The organism is Streptomyces cinereospinus, from assembly GCF_042430725.1.
In the GTDB taxonomy this organism is placed as follows: domain Bacteria; phylum Actinomycetota; class Actinomycetes; order Streptomycetales; family Streptomycetaceae; genus Streptomyces; species Streptomyces cinereospinus.
This window is the reverse complement of record NZ_JBHMCY010000088.1, coordinates 1-17,599: the sequence shown is the minus strand read 5'-3', so window position 1 is coordinate 17,599 and position 17,599 is coordinate 1. Positions and strand designations below refer to the sequence as shown.

The 17,599-nt window shown below is 70.4% G+C and carries 14 protein-coding genes and 3 tRNA genes; 9 read left to right on the top strand and 8 right to left on the bottom strand.

Features of this window, described 5'->3' with window-relative positions:
• Nucleotides 1–87: 87 nt before the first annotated feature.
• The 3 genes from ACFF45_RS31260 to ACFF45_RS31250 all read right to left on the bottom strand — a co-directional run bounded on the left by ACFF45_RS31260 (nt 88) and on the right by ACFF45_RS31250 (nt 798).
• Nucleotides 88–160: transfer RNA gene (locus ACFF45_RS31260), tRNA-Gly, on the bottom strand.
• 93 nt (nt 161–253) lie between these two features.
• Nucleotides 254–325, bottom strand: a tRNA-Gly gene (locus ACFF45_RS31255).
• A 155-nt stretch (nt 326–480) separates the two neighbouring features.
• Nucleotides 481–798, bottom strand: a complete 318-nt coding sequence (locus ACFF45_RS31250) for a histone-like nucleoid-structuring protein Lsr2 (RefSeq protein ID WP_381350155.1) — start codon at nt 796–798, stop codon at nt 481–483.
• A 310-nt stretch (nt 799–1,108) separates the two neighbouring features.
• Here ACFF45_RS31250 and purS point away from each other — a divergent pair, with 310 nt between their 5' ends.
• The 7 genes from purS to purM all read left to right on the top strand — a co-directional run bounded on the left by purS (nt 1,109) and on the right by purM (nt 8,723).
• Complete coding sequence (purS, locus tag ACFF45_RS31245; protein WP_053763366.1) at nt 1,109–1,372, top strand: phosphoribosylformylglycinamidine synthase subunit PurS; 264 nt, start codon at nt 1,109–1,111, stop codon at nt 1,370–1,372.
• On the top strand, nt 1,369–2,049 hold the full coding sequence (purQ, locus tag ACFF45_RS31240; protein WP_381350154.1) for a phosphoribosylformylglycinamidine synthase subunit PurQ: 681 nt from the start codon (nt 1,369–1,371) through the stop codon (nt 2,047–2,049). The genes purS and purQ overlap by 4 nt, the downstream gene beginning before the upstream one ends.
• Nucleotides 2,046–4,304 carry a phosphoribosylformylglycinamidine synthase subunit PurL gene (gene purL, locus ACFF45_RS31235; protein ID WP_381350152.1) on the top strand — a complete coding sequence of 753 codons (2,259 nt, stop codon included), beginning with the start codon at nt 2,046–2,048 and terminating at the stop codon, nt 4,302–4,304. Before purQ ends, purL begins: the two co-directional genes overlap by 4 nt.
• Nucleotides 4,305–4,375: 71 nt before the next feature.
• Nucleotides 4,376–5,173, top strand: coding sequence for a maleylpyruvate isomerase family mycothiol-dependent enzyme (locus tag ACFF45_RS31230; RefSeq protein WP_381350151.1), 798 nt, complete (start codon nt 4,376–4,378; stop codon nt 5,171–5,173).
• Nucleotides 5,174–5,211: 38 nt separating this feature from the next.
• Nucleotides 5,212–6,024 (top strand): META domain-containing protein, encoded by an 813-nt coding sequence (locus tag ACFF45_RS31225; RefSeq protein ID WP_381350149.1) that lies wholly within the window; start codon nt 5,212–5,214, stop codon nt 6,022–6,024.
• Nucleotides 6,025–6,085: 61 nt separating this feature from the next.
• Complete coding sequence (gene purF, locus ACFF45_RS31220) at nt 6,086–7,612, top strand: amidophosphoribosyltransferase (RefSeq protein WP_381350148.1); 1,527 nt, start codon at nt 6,086–6,088, stop codon at nt 7,610–7,612.
• 43 nt (nt 7,613–7,655) lie between these two features.
• The gene (purM, locus tag ACFF45_RS31215; protein WP_381350147.1) at nt 7,656–8,723 is read left to right on the top strand and encodes a phosphoribosylformylglycinamidine cyclo-ligase; all 1,068 of its coding nucleotides are present in this window, start codon (nt 7,656–7,658) and stop codon (nt 8,721–8,723) included.
• A 68-nt stretch (nt 8,724–8,791) separates the two neighbouring features.
• On the opposite strand, the gene ACFF45_RS31210 is transcribed toward purM, so the two are convergent.
• Nucleotides 8,792–9,046: a DUF3073 domain-containing protein gene (locus ACFF45_RS31210; protein ID WP_141312914.1), complete on the bottom strand. Its 255-nt coding sequence runs from the start codon at nt 9,044–9,046 to the stop codon at nt 8,792–8,794.
• A 303-nt stretch (nt 9,047–9,349) separates the two neighbouring features.
• Nucleotides 9,350–10,450 (bottom strand): Leu/Phe/Val dehydrogenase, encoded by a 1,101-nt coding sequence (locus ACFF45_RS31205; RefSeq protein WP_381350145.1) that lies wholly within the window; start codon nt 10,448–10,450, stop codon nt 9,350–9,352.
• Between the two features lie 252 nt (nt 10,451–10,702).
• On the opposite strand from ACFF45_RS31205, the gene ACFF45_RS31200 reads away from it, so the two are divergent.
• On the top strand, nt 10,703–11,554 hold the full coding sequence (locus ACFF45_RS31200) for a DUF8083 family protein (protein WP_381350144.1): 852 nt from the start codon (nt 10,703–10,705) through the stop codon (nt 11,552–11,554).
• 512 nt (nt 11,555–12,066) lie between these two features.
• The gene (gene bldC / locus ACFF45_RS31195) at nt 12,067–12,273 is read left to right on the top strand and encodes a developmental transcriptional regulator BldC (RefSeq protein ID WP_003949541.1); all 207 of its coding nucleotides are present in this window, start codon (nt 12,067–12,069) and stop codon (nt 12,271–12,273) included.
• 411 nt (nt 12,274–12,684) lie between these two features.
• Here bldC and ACFF45_RS31190 read toward each other — a convergent pair whose 3' ends face one another.
• The 3 genes from ACFF45_RS31190 to hrpA form a co-directional block, all read right to left on the bottom strand.
• Nucleotides 12,685–12,876 carry a DUF6274 family protein gene (locus ACFF45_RS31190; RefSeq protein WP_381350143.1) on the bottom strand — a complete coding sequence of 64 codons (192 nt, stop codon included), beginning with the start codon at nt 12,874–12,876 and terminating at the stop codon, nt 12,685–12,687.
• 193 nt (nt 12,877–13,069) lie between these two features.
• Nucleotides 13,070–13,144: transfer RNA gene (locus tag ACFF45_RS31185), tRNA-Asp, on the bottom strand.
• A 93-nt stretch (nt 13,145–13,237) separates the two neighbouring features.
• Complete coding sequence (hrpA, locus tag ACFF45_RS31180; RefSeq protein WP_381350142.1) at nt 13,238–17,167, bottom strand: ATP-dependent RNA helicase HrpA; 3,930 nt, start codon at nt 17,165–17,167, stop codon at nt 13,238–13,240.
• Between the last annotated feature and the right edge of the window lie 432 nt (nt 17,168–17,599).

Below are 17,599 nucleotides of genomic sequence, written 5' to 3'. Positions count from 1 at the left end.
ATGACAAATGTCAGCTGCCGGTCTCACCGGCGCGGCGCTCGCACACACGCCGAAGGCCCCGGTCATTGACCGGGGCCTTCGAAGAAGAGCGGACGACGAGGCTCGAACTCGCGACCTCAACCTTGGCAAGGTTGCGCTCTACCAACTGAGCTACGTCCGCATTGCCTCCGACCGTCGGCCGTAAAGCACGGCCACCGATCGGTGCGAGCACCAGCCTACCTGATCCACCGGAGTGGTCCGTACGGCGATGCAGAGCGGGTGACAGGAATCGCACACTGCGCCTTCCCCCTGGAAGGGGGATGTTCTACTACTGAACTACACCCGCATGTACTCCGTGAGCTGGGCTTTTCCGCCCCGCCCCTCGGCGTGCTCCAGACTCTAGCTGATCACCAGGGGTGCAATGCAAGTCGGCTGCTCGGGGGAGCGGCCGGGGCCGTGGGCAGGGCGGCGCACGCAGTCGTGCCGGAGGGCCGGACGGACTCACTGGGCCGCGGCGAACGCCTCGTAGACCTTCTTGGGGATGCGGCCCCGCGCGGGGACGTCCATCCTGTTGGCCTGCGCCCAGGCCCGGACGGCCGCCGGGTCGGGGGCGACCTCGGTCTCCCGGTAGGCCTTGCCGGACTTCGACCGCTTGCGGCCGGCCTCCACGTACGGCGCGAGCGCCTTACGCAGTTTCTTGGCATTGGCTTGATTCAGGTCGATCTCGTACGACGTGCCGTCGAGTCCGAAGGCGATCGTTTCCGCCGCTTCCGAGCCGTCGATGTCGTCAAAGAGCGTGACCACGACCTTCTGCGCCACGAATATCGGTCCCTTCGTACGGCACGTCTATCCAGCCCAGCTGCGACGACATGCCGAGTGTCGGCTTTTGCCAATTCATTTGTACAGTGCCCGGCAAAGCATTGTGAAGCCCGACTAAATCTTCCCGCGTGTCCCGGCGCAATAGCTCCCGCGGGTGGATCTCGGATCTTTCCTGGAACTTTTCGTGAACGCGCCCCGCCGATGCCCGACCGTGACCTTGGATCCGTAGCTTCCTACAACTCTACCCGCGTAGAAATTTTGGGCGGGTAGTCTGAAGGAACCTGCTCAGCACCACACACCGGGAGTGCCAGTGGCACGCGTCGTAGTCGACGTCATGCTCAAGCCGGAGATCCTCGACCCCCAGGGCCAGGCGGTGCAGCGCGCACTGCCGCGCCTCGGTTTCGACGGCATCTCCGACGTACGTCAGGGAAAGCGATTCGAACTGGAAGTGGACGGACCGGTCGACGAGGCCGCGCTCGCCCGCATCCACGAGCTCGCGGAATCCTTCCTCGCCAACACCGTGATCGAGGACTTCACCGTCAAGGTGGAGGAAGTCGCGGAGGCCGCGAAGTGACCGCTCGTATCGGCGTCGTCACTTTCCCGGGCAGCCTCGACGACCGGGACACGCAGCGCGCGATCCGTGTCGCCGGCGCCGAACCCGTCGCCCTGTGGCACAAGGACAAGGACCTCAAGCAGGTCGACGCGGTGGTGCTGTGCGGAGGCTTCTCCTACGGCGACTATCTGCGGGCCGGTGCCATCGCCCGCTTCTCTCCGGTGATGAGCACGGTCATCGATCAGGCGAAGGCCGGCCTGCCGGTCCTCGGCATCTGCAACGGCTTCCAGATCCTCACCGAGGCCCACCTGCTGCCCGGCACGATGCTGCGCAACAACCACCTGCACTTCGTCTGCCGCGACCAGAAGCTGCGGGTGGAGAACGCGGGCACCGCCTGGACCAGCGACTACGCCGCCGGCCAGGAGATCCGCATCCCGCTGAAGAACATCGACGGGCAGTACGTCGCCGACGAGCGCACGCTCGACGAGCTGGAGGCCGAGGGCCGGGTCGCCTTCCGCTACCTGGACGTCAACCCCAACGGCTCGCTGCGCGACATCGCCGGCGTCACCAACGAGGCCGGCAACGTGGTCGGCCTGATGCCGCACCCCGAGCACGCCGTCGAGTCCCTCATCGGCACCGGCCGCACCGACGGCCTGCCGTTCTTCACCTCGATCCTCAAGAAGCTGGTCAACGCATGAGCCGGACGCCTCTGGACACGGTCGAGCACGCGGCCGCGACCCCCGACGTCGAGCTGCCCTGGGCCGAACTCGGCCTGAAGAAGGACGAGTACGAGCGCGTGGTCGAGATCCTCGGCCGCCGCCCGACCGGCGCCGAGCTCGCCATGTACTCGGTGATGTGGTCCGAGCACTGCAGCTACAAGTCCTCCAAGGTCCACCTCCGCCAGTTCGGCGAGAAGGCGCCGCAGAGCGACGCGCTGCTGGTCGGCATCGGCGAGAACGCCGGCGTCGTGGACGTCGGCCAGGGCTACGCGGTCACCTTCAAGGTCGAGTCGCACAACCACCCGTCGTACGTCGAGCCCTACCAGGGCGCGGCCACGGGTGTCGGCGGCATCGTCCGCGACATCATCGCGATGGGCGCCCGCCCGGTCGCGGTGGTCGACCCGCTGCGCTTCGGCGCCGCCGACCACCCCGACACCAAGCGCGTCCTGCCCGGCGTGGTCGCCGGCATCGGCGGCTACGGCAACTGCCTGGGCCTGCCCAACATCGGCGGCGAGGTCGTCTTCGACTCCTGCTACCAGGGCAACCCGCTGGTCAACGCCGGCTGCATCGGTGTGATGCGGCACGAGGACATCCACCTCGCCAAGGCGTCCGGCGCGGGCAACAAGGTGGTCCTGTACGGCGCCCGGACCGGCGGCGACGGCATCGGCGGCGCGTCGATCCTGGCCTCCGAGACCTTCGACGACGCCAAGCCGAGCAAGCGCCCGGCCGTCCAGGTGGGCGACCCGTTCCAGGAGAAGCTGCTCATCGAGTGCACCCTGGAGGCGTTCGCCGAGAAGCTGGTCGTCGGCATCCAGGACCTGGGCGCGGCGGGCCTGTCCTGCGCCACCTCGGAACTGGCGTCCAACGGCTCCGGCGGCATGACGGTCGTCCTCGACGACGTCCCCCTGCGCGACTCCACGCTCTCCCCCGAGGAGATCCTGATGAGCGAGTCGCAGGAGCGGATGTGCGCGGTCGTCGAGCCGGACAAGGTCGACCGCTTCCTGGAGATCTGCGAGAAGTGGGACGTCATCGCCACCGTCATCGGCGAGGTGACCGACGGCGACCGGCTGGAGATCTACTGGCACGGCGAGAAGATCGTCGACGTCGACCCGCGCACCGTCGCCCACGAGGGACCGACCTACGAGCGCCCGTACGCCCGACCGTCCTGGCAGGACGGACTCCAGGCGGACGACGCGGGCAAGCTGCCCCGCCCGGGGACCGCCGAGGAGCTGAAGGACCAGGTCCTCAAGCTGGTCGGGTCCCCCAACCAGGCCTCCAAGAAGTGGATCACCTCGCAGTACGACCGCTTCGTGCAGGGCAACACCGTCCTCGCCCAGCCCGAGGACTCCGGCATGATCCGGATCGACGAGAAGACCGGCCTGGGCGTCGCCATCGCCACCGACGGCAACGGCCGGTACGCCAAGCTGGACCCGTACAAGGGCGCGCAGCTGGCCCTCGCGGAGGCCTACCGGAACGTGGCCACGACCGGCGCCACGCCGCTCGCGGTCTCCGACTGCCTGAACTTCGGCTCGCCGGAGGACCCCGCGGTGATGTGGCAGTTCGCCGAGGCCGTGCGCGGTCTCGCGGACGCCTGCCAACAGCTCGGCACGCCGGTGACCGGCGGCAACGTCTCGCTCTACAACCAGACGGGCGAGGCGGCGATCCACCCGACGCCGGTCGTCGCGGTCCTCGGTGTCATCGACGACGTCGCCCGCCGCACCCCGGTCGCCTTCCAGGAGGAGGGCCAGCTGCTCTACCTCCTCGGCGACACCCGCGAGGAGTTCGGCGGCTCGGCCTGGTCCCAGGTCGTCCACGACCACCTCGGCGGCCTGCCGCCCGAGGTCGACCTGGAGCGCGAGCGCCTGCTCGCCGAGATCCTGATCTCCGCCTCCCGCGACGGCATGATCGACTCCGCGCACGACCTGTCGGACGGGGGCCTGGTCCAGGCGGTCGTCGAGTCGGCGCTGCTCGGCGGCAAGGGCGCCCGCCTGGTCGTCCCGGACGGCCTGGACGCGTTCACGTTCCTGTTCTCCGAGTCCGCGGGCCGCGCGATCGTCGCCGTCCCGCGCTCCGAGGAACTCCGCTTCACCGACATGTGCGGCGCCCGCGGCCTGCCGGCCACCCGGATCGGCGTCGTGGACGGCGACGCGGTGGACGTCCAGGGCGAGTTCGCCCTCTCCCTGGAGGAGCTGCGCACGGCCCACGAGAGCACCATCCCGGCGCTCCTGGCCTGACCGGAAGCCCGTGCGGCGAGGCCCCGCCCGGCCGGTGAAGCCGGGCGGGGCCTTCGCCTACGCTCACCGTCATGCCCCCGGCCAAGAAGCGCACCCGCAGTTACGACCCGGCGAAGATCCGCGGCGCGGTCCTCGCCCAGTTCGGCCACGTACGGCGGGCCGTGCACGGCCTGTCCGGCGAGCAGGCGGCGCTGCCCACCCGCCTCGGCGACTGGACCGTCCGGGACCTGGCCGCGCACCTGACGACGGCCGTGGAGACCGTCAGCCGCGACCTGGAGCGGGAGGAGCCGGCGAAGCCGGAACTGACCCTGCTCGACTGGCCCTTCGCCACGGCGGCCCGCGCCGGGGACATCGCCGAAGGCACCCGGCGGCTCGCCGCCGGCCACGCCGGCCTGGACGCCCTCTACGCCCGCACCGAGCGGCGCCTCACCGAGGCGCTGGCCACCGCACCCGGCAGCCGCCTGCTCGCGGCCCGCACCGGTGCGATGTCCCTCGACGACTACCTCGTGACCCGGACCGTCGAACTCGTCGTGCACACCGACGACCTGAACGCCGCCGTGCCGGGCCTCCAGATCCCGTACGACCGCCAGGCGCTCGCCGCCTGCACCCGGCTGCTCGCGGACGCGCTGGCGGTGAAGGCGCCCGGCGGGTCGACGGAGGTACGGATCCCGCCGTACGCCGTCGTGCAGTGCGTCGAGGGGCCCCGGCACACCCGTGGCACCCCGCCCAACGTCGTCGAGACCGACCCGCTGACCTGGATCCGGCTCGCCACCGGACGGCTGCGGTGGCCGGCGGCGCTGGCTCAGGCGCAGGTCAGGGCGAGCGGTGAGCGGGCGGATCTGAGCGCCTGGCTGCCGCTGCTCGGCTGAGACGGGAACCGGTCACCCACCCGCCCCGTCGAACCGGCATGTCCAGGCAGAAGCAGCGCATCACCCGTACCGCGGCCCTCGCCCTCCTGCCCCTCGCCGCCGCCTGCGGCAGCGAGCAGGCGGACAGCACGACGGCCGGCACCGCCCGGCCCGTCACCGGCGTCCACTGGAGCGTCGACAGCGTCACCGTCGACGGCAGGGAGCACGCCGCCCCCACCGACGCGCACGTCACGATCGACGAGAGCGGCCGGGCCCGGGGCGACTACGGCTGCAACCACTTCACCGCGCGGGCCTCCTTCGAGGGCGGCCGGGTCCGGCTCGGCGACGCCACGGTGACCGAGATGGCCTGCGAGAAGGGGCCCATGGTGTTCGAGGAGAACCTCGCCCGCACCCTCGCCGACGGTCCGCTGCGGACCGAGGTCGACGGCGGCCGCCTGACCCTCACCACGGACGCCGGCGACACGGTCCGCCTGACCCGGCAGCAGGCCGCCCCGCTGTACGGCACGCGGTGGACGGTCACGGCCCTCGGCGAGGGCGGCCCCGAAGGGGTCGCGGAGCCTCTCCCGCAGGGCGCCGCGGGCCCCCCGCACCTCACCTTCGACCGGGCCGCGGGCACCGTCGCCGGCCGCCTCACCTGCAACAAGGTGAACGCCGAGGCCACCGTCCGCGACGGCCGCGTCACCCTCGGCCCCGCGTCCACCACGCGCATGATGTGCGAAGCCTCACTCATGGCCGCCGAAAAGCGTCTCCTGCGCCTCTTCGACGGCACCGTGACGTACCGCCTTGAGCACCGCACCCTCACGCTGACCAGCGCAAACGGCGAGTCCGTGACCGCCGTCGCAGGGCGGTGACCCCTTACCGCCAGGTATCCCCAATTCGGACCAGTGGTCGACCTCGCCTACACTCGGTGGCGTGCCACGTGGTGACGGTCGACTCAATCACGATCTGCTTCCCGGCGAGAAGGGCCCCCAGGACGCATGCGGCGTCTTCGGTGTCTGGGCTCCGGGCGAAGAGGTCGCAAAGCTCTCGTACTTCGGGCTCTACGCCCTCCAGCATCGGGGCCAGGAGTCCGCGGGAATCGCGGTCAGCAACGGCTCCCAGATCCTCGTCTTCAAGGACATGGGCCTGGTCTCCCAGGTCTTCGACGAGACCTCGCTCGGTTCCCTGCAGGGCCACATCGCGGTCGGTCACGCCCGCTACTCCACCACCGGTGCCTCGGTGTGGGAGAACGCCCAGCCGACGTTCAGGGCCACCGCGCACGGCTCCATCGCGCTCGGCCACAACGGCAACCTGGTCAACACGGCCCGGCTCGCCGAGATGGTCGCCGAACTGCCCAAGCAGGACGGCCGTACCACCCGGGTCGCGGCCACCAACGACACCGACCTGCTGACGGCCCTGCTGGCCGCCCAGGTCGACGCCGACGGCAAGCCACTGACCGTCGAGGAGGCGGCACCGGTGGTGCTGCCGCAGGTCAGGGGCGCCTTCAGCCTCGCCTTCATGGACGAGCACACGCTGTACGCCGCCCGTGACCCGCAGGGCATCCGCCCGCTGGTGCTGGGCCGCCTGGAGCGCGGCTGGGTCGTCGCCTCCGAGACCGCCGCCCTCGACATCGTCGGCGCCAGCTTCGTCCGCGAGGTGGAGCCGGGCGAGTTCCTCGCCATCGACGAGAACGGCCTGCGCAGCTCCCGATTCGCGGACGCGAAGCCCAAGGGCTGCGTCTTCGAGTACGTGTACCTGGCCCGTCCCGACACCGACATCGCCGGCCGGAACGTGTACCTCTCCCGGGTGGAGATGGGCCGCCGCCTCGCCAAGGAGGCGCCGGCCGAGGCCGACCTGGTCATAGCGACCCCGGAGTCCGGCACCCCGGCCGCCATCGGCTACGCCGAGGCCTCCGGCATCCCGTTCGGCGCGGGCCTGGTGAAGAACGCCTACGTCGGCCGGACGTTCATCCAGCCCTCCCAGACCATCCGCCAGCTCGGTATCCGGCTCAAGCTGAACCCGCTGAAGGAAGTCATCAAGGGCAAGCGGCTGGTCGTCGTCGACGACTCCATCGTCCGCGGCAACACCCAGCGCGCCCTGGTGCGCATGCTGCGCGAGGCCGGCGCCGCCGAAGTGCACATCCGCATCTCCTCGCCGCCCGTGAAGTGGCCGTGCTTCTTCGGCATCGACTTCGCCACCCGCGCCGAGCTGATCGCCAACGGCATGTCCACCGACGAGATCGGCACCTCGCTGGGCGCCGACTCGCTGGCGTACATCTCCATCGACGGCATGATCGAGGCGACCACCATCGCCAAGCCGAACCTCTGCCGCGCCTGCTTCGACGGCGAGTACCCGATGGAGCTGCCCGACCCCGAGCTGCTGGGCAAGCAGCTCCTGGAGACCGAGCTCGCCGCCGGTCCCGCCGCCACGGCCGCCGCCGACGCCATCCGTCGCCCGTAGCCGTCCGCGTTACCTGCCGTACGACACGAAGGTTCTCAAAGCCATGTCTGAGACAACTGGTGCCAGCTACGCAGCCGCGGGCGTCGACATCGAGGCGGGCGACCGCGCGGTCGAGCTGATGAAGGAATGGGTGAAGAAGGCCCAGCGCCCCGAGGTCCTCGGCGGCCTCGGCGGCTTCGCCGGCCTCTTCGACGCCTCCGCCCTCAAGCGCTACGAGCGGCCGCTGCTCGCCTCCGCCACGGACGGCGTCGGCACCAAGGTCGACATCGCCCGTCAGCTCGGCGTGTACGACACGATCGGCCACGACCTGGTCGCGATGGTCATGGACGACATCGTGGTGTGCGGTGCCGAGCCGCTGTTCATGACCGACTACATCTGCGTCGGCAAGGTCCACCCCGAGCGGGTCGCCGCGATCGTGAAGGGCATCGCCGAGGGCTGTGTGCTGGCCGGCTGCGCCCTGGTGGGCGGCGAGACGGCCGAGCACCCCGGGCTGCTGGGCGCGGACGACTTCGACGTCGCCGGCGCCGGTACGGGCGTGGTGGAGGCCGACCGGCTGCTCGGCGCGGATCGCATCCGAACGGGTGACGCCGTCATCGCCATGGCGTCCTCCGGTCTTCACTCGAACGGGTACTCGCTGGTCCGGCACGTGCTGCTGAACCAGGCGGGCCTGTCCCTGGACGCCCGCGTCGACGAGCTCGGCCGCACCCTGGGCGAGGAACTGCTGGAGCCCACGAAGATCTACTCGCTGGACTGCCTGGCCCTCACCCGCACCACCGAGGTGCACGCCTTCAGCCACGTCACGGGCGGCGGCCTCGCGGCCAACCTGGCCCGTGTCGTCCCGGACGGCCTGCACGCGGTCGTGGACCGCTCCACCTGGACCCCGGCGCCGGTCTTCGACCTCGTCGGCCGGACGGGCTCCGTCGAACGCCTGGAGCTGGAGAAGACCCTCAACATGGGCGTCGGCATGATCGCGATCGTCCCGGAGGAGTCCACCGAGGTGGCCCTGGCGACGCTGGCCGACCGCGGGGTCGACGCGTGGGTCGCCGGTGAGATCACGGACCGTGGCGCGCACACCACCGGGGCGGCCCTGGTGGGCGACTACGCCGGCTGAGGCCCCGCGGGCAGCACAGAACCCGGTCGGAGACCGAGGTCACCGACCGGGTTGCTGCTGGTGCAAGGTCAAGCGCCGCGACGGTGGCGCGAGGAATCGTCGTCCTCGTCCTCGTCGTCGTCCTCATAGAGGTCGGCGTACCGTGCGTACAGGTCGTCGTCGTGCTCATCGTCCTCGAACCTGTCACCGTTCGTGTTCGGTGACGTGTTCGACGTCGATGCGCCCAGCTCCTCGGCCAGGCGTGAGAGGTCCGTCCCACCGCTGTTGTACTTCAGCTGGCGGGCGACCTTCGTCTGCTTGGCCTTGGCCCGGCCGCGCCCCATGGCTCGACCCCCTCAACGACGGGGCTCGACGGCCCCAGAGTCTTGACACGCGTTCATGATCCGGAACGGGCTCTCCGCGGAGAGACCGGTCCGTAGGGCTTCCACGGTACCTGAGCCCGCGCCCATACGGTACGTCGCCCGCAGCACGCGCGTCTGCCCAGAACCTTTGAGGCGCCCTGTCCTCGCTGGTCAGTGGCGATTTTAACCACTTATTGGCGGACGACCCGCCGGTAGAAGTGAGAGTTCTCTCCAACCGTCCACCGGCAGGTACCGCTCAAACCCGCGGACGAGCCCTGCGGACCGTCACCATCCGCGGGCCGCGCGGGCCTCCGCCATCCGCTGCTCGGCGATCCGGTCGGCCGCGGCGGCCGGCGGAATGCCGTCTTCCTTCGCGCGTGCGAATATGGCCAGCGTGGTGTCGTAGATCCGCGCCGCCTTCGCCCTGCACCGGTCGAAGTCGAAGCCGTGCAGCTCGTCGGCGACCTGGATGACCCCGCCGGCGTTCACCACGTAGTCGGGCGCGTAGAGGATCCCGCGGTCGGCGAGGTCCTTCTCGACGCCCGGGTGGGCGAGCTGGTTGTTGGCCGCGCCGCAGACGACCCGCGCGGTCAGCACCGGCACGGAGTGGTCGTTCAGCGCCCCGCCGAGCGCGCAGGGGGCGTAGATGTCGAGCCCCTCGACGCGGATCAGCGTGTCGGTGTCGGCGACCGCCGTGACGTCCGGGTGCCGCTCGGCGACCCGGCGCACGGCCTGCTCGCGGACGTCCGTGACGAACACCTCGGCGCCCTCCGCCCTCAGGTGCGCCACCAGGTGGTGGCCGACCTTGCCGACGCCGGCGATGCCGACCCGGCGGCCGCGCAGCGACGGGTCGCCCCACAGGTGCTGGGCGGAGGCGCGCATGCCCTGGTAGACGCCGAGGGCGGTGAGGACGGAGGAGTCGCCGGCGCCGCCGTGCTCGGGGGAGCGGCCGGTGGTCCAGCGGCACTCGCGGGCCACCACGTCCATGTCGGCGACGTACGTGCCGACGTCGCAGGCGGTGACGTACCGGCCGCCGAGCGAGGCCACGAAGCGGCCGTAGGCGAGCAGCAGCTCCTCGGTCTTGATCCGGTCGGGATCGCCGATGATCACGGCCTTGCCGCCGCCATGGTCGAGCCCGGCCATGGCGTTCTTGTACGACATCCCGCGCGCGAGGTTGAGCGCGTCGGCGACGGCCTCGGCCTCGGTGGCGTACGGGTAGAAGCGGGTACCGCCGAGCGCGGGGCCGACGGCGGTGGAGTGGATGGCGATCACGGCCTTCAGGCCGCTCGCGCGGTCCTGGCAGAGCACGACTTGCTCATGACCGCCCTGGTCCGACCGGAACAGGGTGTGCAGTACATCAGCAGGTGCGCCGGTTACGTCGGTCACGGTGGTGACTCCTGAGGCAAGAAGCGGCGATGGGGTCGGGACCCTCGGGCGGTCCCCCGCGCTTGTGGCAGTGGGGGAGGGTCGCGCGGGGCCCGTGAGCATGAGATTAGAGCCTTCGGGCCGTCCCGACCGGACAGTGTTCGAGATCACCTCCGCACGGAGTACGTCCGTGCGACGATGCGCGGAGTTCTCCCGCGCGCTCGCGGGCGGTTCCGCAGGTTTCCCCGGCAGGCGGCGGGGGAGGGAGCAGGCGTGCCCAAGGTGTCCTCGGTGATCGTCCCGTACGCGGCGTACCTGCGCGTGTACGAGCCGCTGGCCGCCTTCCCGGAGCCCGAGCGCGACCACTGGGCCCGCTACGCCCGCCGCCCGGAGCGTCCCTCGTACCAGGACGAACTCCGCCGCTCGCTGGCCGACCTGCTGCCCACCCCGCCGGTGCCGGTGCCGGTGCACGAGAGCCGTGACGCCTTCGTGCTGGAGGCCGGCGGGGCGGTCCACGTCTGCCCCTGGCGGACCCGGCTGCGCGGCTGGCAGGCGCTCGGCGACCTGGCCGAGGAGCTGCCGCCGCCGCTGCTGGACGCCGTGCTGCCGCCGCTGGTGCGCCACCAGGCCACGCAGGACTACGAGCGCTGGCTGGCCGGCCACCCCGACGCCCGCCCCTGGATCCGCTCGGCGACCTGGCAGGTGCCGCTGACCTGGTTCGTGCTCGTCTCCGACGCGGAGCGGGAGTACGCCAAGGGCTCCGGCGGCACCCCCGACGCCCCGCCGGTGCTGCGCTACCGCACGCCCATGGTGCAGGCCCGGCGCCGGGTGGCCCGCTCCCTGCGCACGCTGCGCGACGCCATGGACGAGGGACCGCTGATCGACGAGCTGGTGGACGTCGGGCGCTGGCTGGAGGAGTTCCACCCCCGCGCGCTGGTGGAGCTGGACTACGGCGGGCTGGTGCACGTCCTGCCGGCCGGCGATCTGGAGGGCGATCACTCGGCGGCCGACGTGGCCGAGGGGATCGAGGCGCTGCGCGTGGGCGACGGGGTCGCGGCGGGCGAGGCGTACGGGCGGCTGGTGGAGCGCTGGCGCGCGGTGCGCGACCTGCGTTCGGCGAACTGACGTACTGTTCTGTGACGTACCTTACTGGGCGTCAACAAGGGATCTAGAGCGCGATCTGGGCGTATGTGTCAAGTGTGTGATGCATGCGACAAGCATGATGGAGCGCACGTACACGTCCCTTGCGGTCCTTGCCCGTCCTCATGCCAAAATAGGACAAGGAGTCCGGGGAGGACTCCGTCCGTCCTGATGTGCTCCACTGTGGGCGGAATCTCCGCATTGCACGCTTTAGGGGGTCCGGTGACTCCTGATCGCCACTGTGACTGATCGTCACAGTGGCGTGACTGTCCGCTATGGCATGGTCCATCGGCATCCGTCGCTGATGAACACCTGGGAGGGCAATTCCATCGGTTTGGCCGACGCGGCTGGACAGATGGTGTAGTTGTAGTGCCGAGGACAAGCCGTTCGTCCTATAACCGACTCGACTCGCGTCCGCCATTTCGGGCAACGCGGGTCAAGGTGCAGAATTTAGAGGAAAGAACCGAGAAGGTTCGGTTCTCCCGAGGAGGCCGCTCATGACCGCTCGCACCCCTGATGCCGAGCCGCTGCTGACCCCGGCTGAGGTCGCCACGATGTTCCGAGTCGACCCGAAGACGGTCACGCGGTGGGCGAAGGCCGGCAAGCTCACGTCCATCCGCACGCTCGGCGGGCACCGCCGCTACCGCGAGGCCGAGGTCCGCGCTCTGCTCGCGGGCATCCCGCAGCAGCGCAGCGAGGCCTGAACAACTCAATAACCGGACGAACCGGCTGGTCCCCCATCGGCCGAGGCGTCCGCAGCCAAGCTCCAAGCGACGCGGGCCCTGCCCCAACAGGGCCCTCGCCCGAGGCCTTGAGGCAACTGACAGGGTGCGTCGTAGATCGCGCTGGACTCCGCCGGGTCCAGCGCGATCTTTTTTGTGCGCGCGGTGCCCGGACTGTGGGCGGGCTTGTCGGAGTCTGGGGAGGGGTGTCGGAGCTGCTGTGAGGAAGCCCGCCAAGGGAGTGCAATGGCACATATAAAATTGACCAGTTGTAGGAGCTGGGTAAGTACCGCCGTTGCGGAAACTCATGCGGTGACTCCCGTCACATGCCAGGCTGCTTGTTGCCTCTGGACTATGTGCAGTAAGGGAGTTGAGGCTTCCGGGGCCGTGCGCTCAGGCGCCGCCGGGGTCCTCTTCCCCGGCGTCCTCCTCGCGGACGTCCGCCGCCCGGGGCGCGGAGTCCATGGCGAGCCGCAGCAGCCGGTGGCAGACCGGGCAGTGCCGGGTCAGATGCCGGTACGACGACGCGGCCGACAGATGGGCGCGCAGCAGCGCTCGCGTCTCGTGCCGCACCGATGCCGTCATACGCCACCTCCGGGGGCCCTGCGGGCGCGTCGCCCTGCTTTCTGAGTACCGAGCGAATGTGACGCCGTCAAGGTGCGCGGAGACGAGCGGAGGCAGGCGGGGAGGCAGGCGGAGGCGTACGGGAGCCCGCGCCGTCCCGCGGCGGCACGCGAAAGAGCCCGGGTTCCGAGGAACCCGGGCTCTCACCTGGATGCGGTCCTGACGGGATTTGAACCCGCGGCCTCCACCTTGACAGGGTGGCGAGCACTCCAAACTGCTCCACAGGACCAGGTTTCGCTGCGCTGTTCGTGCGGTGCGCTGCGAGAAGAGACTGTACAGGAGGGTGGGCGCCGGGTCGAACTCACCCTGCGTACGGGCTCCGTCACGGCGCCGCCGCGTCGATCGCCTTCACGATCCGCTTGTCCGAGACGGGGTGGGCGGTGCCCAGCGCGTGCGCGAAGTAGCTGACCCGGAGCTCCTCGATCATCCAGCGGATGTCCCGCACCGAGGCGGGCACGGGGCGGCCCTGCGGCAGCTGCTCCAGCAGCCAGGCGTACTCGTCCAGCATCTCGTGGACCTTCGCCATGCGCGTGGTGTCCCGCTGGACGTTGGTCGGCATCTGCTGGAGGCGCCGTTCGGCGGCCACCAGGTACCGCATCAGGTCCGCCAGGCGCCGCAGCCCCGTCTCCGTCACGAAGCCGGGCTTCACCAGGGCGTCCAGCTGCCCGCGGACGTCCTGGAGGTTCGGCAGCAGCGCGGGGCTGCGTACGGCCTTCAGACGGCGCTCACAGGCCTGCCAGGCGGCCAGCACCTGCTGCACCTGGTCCACCGTCCGCACGGTCGTGTCGACGATCTCGGCGCGCACCTTGTCGTAGAGCGTGCGGTACGACTCCTCGTCCCAGGCCGGACCGCCGAAGTCGGCGATCAGCTTGTCCGCGGCCGCCGTCGCGCAGTCGTCGAACAGGGCCTGCACGGAGCCGTGCGGGTTGGCGGACAGCGCGAGCTTCTGCGCGTTCGTCAGCTTCCCGGACGCGAACTTCGCGGGATTGACCGGGATGTTGCGCAGGATGAGCCGGCGGGTGCCCTGCCACATGGCCTCGGCCTGCTCCGCCTCCGTGTCGAAGAGGCGTACGGAGACCGTGTCGCCGTCGTCGACGAGCGCCGGGTACGCCTTGACCGGCTGGCCGGCGCGGCGGGTCTCGAAGACGCGGTCGAGGGTGCCGATGGTCCAGTCGGTCAGGCCCTTGCGCTCCACCGACTCGCCGCCTTGGCGCACGGCGGTGGCGGCCGCCGCCTGCGACAGCGCCTTCCTCGCCCTCGGCTTGAGCTGGAGCCTCAGCGTCTCCAGGTCCTTGTCCTCGGCCAGCTTGCGGCGCCGCTCGTCGACGATCCGGAAGGTGACGCGCAGGTGGTCGGGGACCTTGGACCAGTCGAAGTCGTCGGCGGTGAACGGGACGCCGACCATCCGCTTCAGCTCGCGGGCCATGGTGGTGGTGAGCGGCTCCTGGAGGGGGGCGGCCGTGTCCAGGAAGCGCTTGGCGAAGTTCGGCGCGGGGACGTAGTTGCGGCGGATCGGCTTGGGCAGGGAGCGGATGAGCTCCGTGACCAGTTCCTCCCGCAGGCCCGGGATCTGCCAGTCGAAGCCCTCGTCGGTGACCTGGTTGAGGACCTGGAGCGGGATGTGGACGGTCACGCCGTCGGCGTCCGCGCCCGGCTCGAACTGGTACGTGACACGGAACGTGAGCTGCCCCTGCCGCCAGGAGTCGGGGTAGTCGGCCTTGGTGACCGCCTCCGCCGACTCGCGGATCAGCATCTCGCGTTCGAAGTCCAGGAAGTCCGGCTGCTCGTGCCGCTTGTGCTTCCACCAGGAGTCGAAGTGCGCGCCGGAGACGACGTGTTCGGGCACCCGCTGGTCGTAGAAGTCGAACAGGGTCTCGTCGTCCACGACGATGTCCCGGCGCCGGGCGCGGTGCTCCAGCTCCTCGACCTCGCTCAGGAGCCGGCGGTTGTCGGCGAAGAACCTGTGGTGCGTGCGCCAGTCGCCCTCGACCAGCGCGTTGCGGAGGAAGAGCTCCCGGGAGACCTCCGGGTCGATCCGGCCGTAGTTCACCTTCCGCTGGGCCACGATCGGCACGCCGTACAGCGTGACCTTCTCGTACGCCATCACCGCGGCCTGGTCCTTCTCCCAGTGCGGTTCGCTGTACGTCCGCTTGATCAGGTGACCGGCGAGCGGTTCGACCCACTCCGGCTCGATCTTCGCGTTGACACGCGCCCACAGCCGGCTCGTCTCCACCAGCTCGGCGGACATCACGAAGCGGGGCTGCTTCCGGAACAGGGCGGAGCCGGGGAAGATCGCGAACTTGGCGTTGCGGGTGCCCAGGTACTCGTTCTTGTTGCCGTCCTTCACGTCCTTCATGCCGATGTGCGAGAGCAGGCCGGCGAGGAGGGAGACGTGGACGCGGTCGGCGGGGGCGTCCTCGTCGTTGAGGTGGATGCCCATCTGCTTGGCGACCGTGCGCAGCTGGGTGTAGATGTCCTGCCATTCGCGAATGCGCAGGAAGTTGAGGTACTCCTGCTTGCACATGCGGCGGAAGGACGACGAGCCGCGCTCCTTCTGCTGCTCGCGGACGTACCGCCACAGGTTGAGGTAGGCGAGGAAGTCGCTGGTCTCGTCCTTGAAGCGGGCATGCTGCTGGTCGGCCTGGGTCTGCTTGTCCGCGGGCCGTTCGCGGGGGTCCTGGATGGACAGGGCGGCGGCTATGACCATGACCTCGCGGACGCAGCCGTTGCGGTCGGCCTCCAGGACCATCCGGGCCAGGCGCGGGTCGACCGGGAGCTGGGCGAGCTTGCGGCCGGTGTCCGTGAGGCGCTTGCGCGGGTCCTTCTGGGCGGGGTCCAGCGCGCCGAGCTCCTGGAGCAGCTGGACGCCGTCGCGGATGTTGCGGTGGTCCGGCGGGTCGATGAAGGGGAACTTCTCGATGTCGCCGAGGCCGGCGGCGGTCATCTGCAGGATGACGCTCGCCAGGTTCGTCCGCAGGACCTCCGCGTCCGTGAACTCCGGCCGGGCGAGGAAGTCCTCCTCGCTGTACAGGCGGATGCAGATGCCGTCGCTGGTCCGGCCGCAGCGGCCCTTGCGCTGGTTGGCGCTGGCCTGGGAGACCGGCTCGATGGGCAGGCGCTGCACCTTGGTGCGGTGGCTGTAGCGGGAGATCCGGGCGAAGCCGGGGTCGATGACGTACTTGATGCCCGGGACGGTGAGGGACGTCTCGGCGACGTTGGTCGCCAGAACGATCCTGCGTCCGGTGTGCGGCTGGAAGACGCGGTGCTGCTCGGCGTGCGAGAGGCGGGCGTAGAGGGGGAGGATCTCGGTGGCGCGGTACTGCTTCCTGGTGAGGGCGTCCGCGGTGTCCCGGATCTCGCGTTCGCCGGAGAGGAAGACCAGGATGTCGCCCCGGCCCTCCTGCTGGAGCTCCTCCACGGCGTCGATGATCGCGGTGATCTGGTCGCGGTCGGCGTCGTCGGAGTCCTCTTCGAGCAGGGGCCGGTAGCGCACCTCGACGGGGTACGTCCGTCCGCTGACCTCGATGATCGGGGCGTCGCCGAAATGCCGGGAGAAGCGCTCGGGGTCGATGGTCGCCGAGGTGATGACGACCTTGAGGTCGGGGCGCCGGGGCAGCAGCTGGGCGAGGTAGCCGAGCAGGAAGTCGATGTTGAGGGAGCGCTCGTGGGCCTCGTCGATGATGATCGTGTCGTAGGCGCGCAGCTCGCGGTCGGTCTGGATCTCGGCGAGCAGGATGCCGTCGGTCATCAGCTTGACGAAGGTGGCGTCCGGGTTCACCTGGTCGGTGAAGCGGACCTTCCATCCGACGGTCTCGCCGAGCGGGGTGTCCAGCTCCTGCGCCACCCGCTCGGCGACCGTGCGGGCGGCGATCCGGCGGGGCTGGGTGTGGCCGATCATGCCGCGGACGCCCCGGCCGAGCTCCATGCAGATCTTGGGGATCTGCGTGGTCTTGCCGGAGCCGGTCTCACCGGCGACGATCACGACCTGGTGGTCGCGGATCGCGTCGGCGATCTCGTCCTTCTTCTGGCTGACCGGCAGCTGCGGGGGGTAGGTGACGGCGGGTACGCGCGCCCGGCGCTCGGCCATCCGCGCCTCGGCCTTCTCGACCTCCGCCTCGATCTCGGCGAGGACGGCGGCGCGGGCCTCCGGCTTGCGGATCTTGCGTGCGCCTTCGAGCCTGCGGCCGAGACGGTGCGCGTCGCGCAGGGAGAGGTCGGTGAGGCGGGGGGCGAGGGCAGGCTGCGTAGACATACGGCCTCCAGGATCTCATCCTCGGGAAATGCGTGGCGAACGATTTCGTCCGGGGGCGGGACGGGTGGGGGCCGAGTGGGCGGCGGATGGGGGCCGAGTGGAGGAGGCTGCGGGGGGTTGCCCGCGGGACGCCCGGGGGCCGGTGGGGTGCCCGTGGAACGCCTGGGGGCGTCTGCGGGGTGCCCGCGGAGCCCTTGCGACGGCTCGGCCGGCCGCCCGCGGTCAACGCGAAACCCCCGCCGATGATCTCGACGGGGGTTTCCGCGGTGGCTGGGGCCGGGGTCGAACCGGCGACCTTCCGCGTGCTCCTCTTGCTGTTCGGCGGCAACGCCGCCCTGCGAGTGGTCGCGCCGCGAAGCGGCTCCTTCTTCACGCGCTAATACTCCAGTCTGACTTCGCGATCTTGTCGCGGACCCGGCTGGGAACGGGTAC

Coding starts and splice junctions, on each gene's coding strand:
- purM (WP_381350147.1), top strand. CDS start 7,656: ATGTCTGAGACAACTGGTGCCAGCTACGCAGCCGCGGGCGTCGACATC.
- purL (WP_381350152.1), top strand. CDS start 2,046: ATGAGCCGGACGCCTCTGGACACGGTCGAGCACGCGGCCGCGACCCCC.
- ACFF45_RS31225 (WP_381350149.1), top strand. CDS start 5,212: ATGTCCAGGCAGAAGCAGCGCATCACCCGTACCGCGGCCCTCGCCCTC.
- bldC (WP_003949541.1), top strand. CDS start 12,067: ATGACCGCTCGCACCCCTGATGCCGAGCCGCTGCTGACCCCGGCTGAG.
- ACFF45_RS31210 (WP_141312914.1), bottom strand. CDS start 9,046: ATGGGGCGCGGCCGGGCCAAGGCCAAGCAGACGAAGGTCGCCCGCCAG.
- hrpA (WP_381350142.1), bottom strand. CDS start 17,167: ATGTCTACGCAGCCTGCCCTCGCCCCCCGCCTCACCGACCTCTCCCTG.
- ACFF45_RS31230 (WP_381350151.1), top strand. CDS start 4,376: ATGCCCCCGGCCAAGAAGCGCACCCGCAGTTACGACCCGGCGAAGATC.
- ACFF45_RS31190 (WP_381350143.1), bottom strand. CDS start 12,876: ATGACGGCATCGGTGCGGCACGAGACGCGAGCGCTGCTGCGCGCCCAT.